Below are 4,435 nucleotides of genomic sequence, written 5' to 3'. Positions count from 1 at the left end.
TTGGTACACTCATTGCTGCTACTGTACCTCATGAATTAGGGAATTGCTATATTGAGTTCTTGAATGAAAATCCGTCACTCCTAAACGATCTCCTTAACATTGAAGATCCAGAACTTGGAGAAATTATTTTTCCGCTCGCTAAATCTCTGGTTGAAATTTTTGCCCCTCTACTATTCAGCCAAGAGAAAGAACGATCCAATCACAATCTAAAGCAAGAAATATTATCATTTTTTGATAATCTAATTAACTATTTCTCGGAATCTGATCCTTCACTATCCAAACAATTATCTCAACTCAAGCCATCAGTAGAATTAGTTGTCGATTTCCTTTCTGCTCTCCTCGAAAATGACTATGAAAGATCAATTTCAATTACCCAAAAAGTTTTAGAGTTTTGGCCGTCTCATGACGATCGGTATCGAGATATTAGCTGGATTCAAGGAAGTGTCTATCTAATACAAGGAGATGCTTACTATAACTTAGATAAACCTCAAGATTCAGTTGAATCTTATGAGTCTGCTTTTCAATTCTTACCATCGGATAGTGAAACTCTAATAAATTCTTTTGTTGTATTACGTGATATGGTTAAGAAGCTAGGTTTTGATATAGGTAGTATTGAAGAACTTTATGAGATTTTCGTCACGAGATCGATTGCAAATACATCAGTTAATAGCCATAGAAAAGTAGCTGAAATATATTATGAGTTAGGACAACCATTACAGAGCCTAAAACACTATAAAAAAGCACTATCTTTGGATCGAGAGTTTAGAAAAATACGACCTTCTACCTTCGAACTCAATGATATTGCTGAAATTTACTATGGCATGGCTCGTGCAGAGTTAGCATTGGGAAATATAGACAATGCAGAGAAATTTATTAGTTTATCTATTTATATTATTGATAGCTTTTTTACAAAATCTTCCCTTTCAAGTCAAACAAGTTCTACAATAGTAAATCTCCAATATGGATATGGAGTATCTAATCGAGGATATCTATCAGCTAATTTTAATATTTTACCGAGTAACCCTTGGACATCTCCCCCCATAGATAAATCAGACCGGAGCAATTCTGTAACAGAATTCAGCTTTAGCAGTTCACCAAATTTTTCGATGCCATCTCTTCTATCTATACCGAGCGAAAATAAACCATGCTATATCCCATCAGATTATTTTGCCTGTCGGCAAAAATATTTTGACTTTCAAATTAACTTGCTGATGCAGAAACATGCAAAAGCCCCATCAGAAGGCTTTGATGTCCTTGCTTTTGAACAAAGTGAGGTAGCCAGAGTTCGCAGTCCGAAAATTTTACAGAACTTGTCAGAATCAACCAATTTATCTCCAGAAGAACAGCGTTTATTTCAGCGAAAAAAGCGACTCAATCAACCCGCTTCTCTAAACCTCATCGATCGCGTCGCCCTTGATGAAGATACTCTGCTCCTCGAGTATTTTCTAGGAGAAGAGAAGAGTTATTTATGGTTGGTATCTAAAGGTAAACCCCTGCAAACTTTTGAACTTCCACCCAAATCGATTATTGAGTCCAAAGCACGAGAATTTTATACCCTGCTGACAGAACCGAGCGGTCGAGTTCGTCCTCAAACAACAACGGCTGTTGGACGAGAACTCAGCAACATGATTCTCAAACCCGTTGCCGATCGCCTCGAGAAGAAAAGATTACTGATTGTTGGGGATGGTTTTCTCCAATATCTCCCTTTTAATGCTTTGCCCGATCCTTCTCTCGATAATCCCACCGTACAATCGGATTCCGCACTAGAAGGAGAATTTGCTCCCTATCTACAACCCCTTATTCTCAACCACGAAATTGTCACGCTTCCCTCAGCAACAGCACTGGTAGCGATTCGGCAAGATCGTCCGAATCGTTCGACTCCAATCAAAGAATTGGCAATAATTGCCGATCCTGTTTTTAATCACGAAGATCAAAGAGTTGATCGAGTTTCTGTAGGTACTGGACTTCCGGCTCTTACCTCTGAAGATTTGAAACCCGTCGATTTGGTTTACGGAGCATTGCCCAACACGGCAGAAGAATTATCTCGCATTGAGACGCTAATCCCGCAAGGTCAGCGAAAATCATTTTCCGGCTACAATGCAAACTTGGATACGGCTCTGAGTGAAGAGTTAGGACAGTTTCGGATGATTCACTTTGCGTCTCATGGTATTTTTAATAGCCAATCACCCGAACGATCTGGAATGGTTTTATCTGGAGTCAATCGAGAAGGATTCTTACAACCCGGACTTCTTTCTCCTACCGATGCCTTCAATCGCATGAATCTATCTGGCACAGAGCTAGTCGTTTTGAGTGGTTGTAGAACTGGATTTGGTTCTGGTGAGGTCAATCGCGAAGGATTAACAGGTTTTACGGGTGGGTTGCTGGCTGCGGGAACCGATCGAATTGTTGCTAGTCTTTGGAGCGTTCGAGATGATGCAACTCGCGAACTAATGACCCGCTTCTATCAACGTATGTTAGATATTGACAATCCTATGACACCTTCTCAAGCACTAAGAGCTGCTCAGATTTCAATGTGGGAAGAGTCCCGATGGCAAACTCCCTATTATTGGGCAGCTTTCATCATTCATGGAGAGTGGCAATAGACTGGCTTAATGTTGGTGCTATTGATTCACTGAAAATATCGAAGGGGGTAGATCGCCGATTTCTAAGTATTCTGTAAGAGCATTCCAAGTCTCTTCTAGCTGGCGATCGCGAGGATAACGCTCTCGAGTCTCGACCAACTCGCGAACGGCTTCAAACCAAAGCAAGTTATCAATGTAGAACAGATAGCGATCGCGATCGTCCGAATTTCCCCAATCTGAAGGGATTTCATTTTCCGATACCCGCTCGATCCAACCGTTGACGGTGGCATCACCGGAACGATTGCTCGGGGTGCAAATTACAGAAAATACCCAACGATAGAGGCGATCGCTCTCAAGGCCAGAAACCTTTTCAGGAAGTGTGACACTCAGAAGACCGGGTGTATTCTCCAAAGGAAAAGTTGCTTGATACAGAATTTTTTCGTCAGAATCGATTAACACAAATTCAATTTGACGACCCAAACGAGGTCGATAGGGTACATAAAAATACCAAGTCGGACGAGCTGATAGTGTTTTCTCAAGATAAGGCAATCTCGTCTGATCTGAAACGGGAACTAAGGCCGTCAGTTCCCGAGCGCTATAGGGACAGCGATCGCGGTTGCTTCCTCCTTGGCTCAAGGTCGCCGGACGGCGATCGCGACTCGGGCGCTCTGAAAAACGTCGCCAGATTTTCCCCCATACAGTCAGCGCTCGAGCGGAAACAAATTTGGTATCGGCCCGGAAAAATACGGGAGTAAAGCTCCAAATACAACCACCCAATAGAATCCAAGTCAATAAATATTTTCGAGAAATTGGCATTATTCTTTATTCATTCTTTTGAACTTGGCACTTTTTGCCATAGCGTAACAAATAAAACAAACAAAGGAGAGAGTAGCCCAGCAAAGACTAAGGCAAGCATTGGTGGCACGATTGGAATCCAACCTGCCTTCAAGATCATAAATCCTACTACAACTCCCCACAAGATAACGCACCCTAAGACTAAGAAAACTATCCTCTGAAATATACTCCAAATTCGCGGTTTGACATACACCATCGAAAAGCTGCCAATCAGTCCCCAAAATAGAATCCACAAGCTCTCCCCATATTGCGGCCAAACCCAGATTTGCGATCGTTTATCCAATACGGCACTGATGAGTTGACTAATCATATGCGCCTGAACGATCAGGCCAGAAGTTTCACCGTAGGGAGTTTGAAAATAGTCAGTCGCTACTGTCGGATCGGTAATACCAATAAGAACAATTTTGTCTTTAAAATAGTTAGGTGACAATCTTTCACTTCGTACTTCTTCAAAAGACAAAGGTTCTCGAGCGATTTGGCTGAGATCTTCTCCAATATTGCGATAGTTCAATAAAAATTGTATTCCATCTGACTCAACATATTGATAACCTCCAAAAGCATAAGCATTAATTCGCTTAATTAAAGTGTCTAACACTATTAAGTGATTTTCGGATGTCCATAACTCCTCATAAACAAACTTCTGCTCGATCTTTTTTTCGAGGTAGCGGAGTGCAACCCGAAAACCAAAAGATTGTTGGGATTGACAGTCTGAATCTCTATTTTCAGGAAGTTCAATAATCTGCCGTCGCAATACTTTATCTGAATCTGGGATAAAATTACTGAAACCAACACGATCTAAAGAAATTATTTTTTCGTTTGGAGAACTAATACCACCATCGTCTGAATTTTTACCTTCTGGAAAAGCCGAATAAGGATGTTCGCACACCGCATATAAATCTAAATCAGGTCGTTTGTTGAAAGTTTGAAATGTCTTAACGAGTAGATATTCTGGGGTCTACCGAACTTAGTATGTAAAACTAAGTTGAGAAAAGGGCATC

General features: G+C 41.0%; 3 protein-coding genes. 1 reads left to right on the top strand and 2 read right to left on the bottom strand.

The window, feature by feature from the left end; translation table 11 throughout:
- The coding region (locus AC6RV6_RS29730) for a CHAT domain-containing tetratricopeptide repeat protein (protein ID WP_500244492.1) at positions 1 to 2,603 on the top strand (2,603 nt) is incomplete at its 5' end.
- An 18-nt stretch (positions 2,604 to 2,621) separates the two neighbouring features.
- Here the strand turns inward: AC6RV6_RS29730 and AC6RV6_RS29725 are convergent.
- A complete protein-coding gene (locus tag AC6RV6_RS29725; protein WP_500244491.1) occupies positions 2,622 to 3,398 on the bottom strand; it encodes a DUF928 domain-containing protein in 777 nt (258 codons plus the stop codon).
- A gap of 10 nt (positions 3,399 to 3,408) precedes the next feature.
- A complete protein-coding gene (locus AC6RV6_RS29720) occupies positions 3,409 to 4,323 on the bottom strand; it encodes a CHASE2 domain-containing protein (protein WP_500244490.1) in 915 nt (304 codons plus the stop codon).
- Positions 4,324 to 4,435: the final 112 nt, after the last annotated feature.

Source organism: Spirulina sp. LEGE 11439 (assembly GCF_059821285.1).
This window is presented reverse-complemented; position numbering and strand designations above follow the sequence as displayed.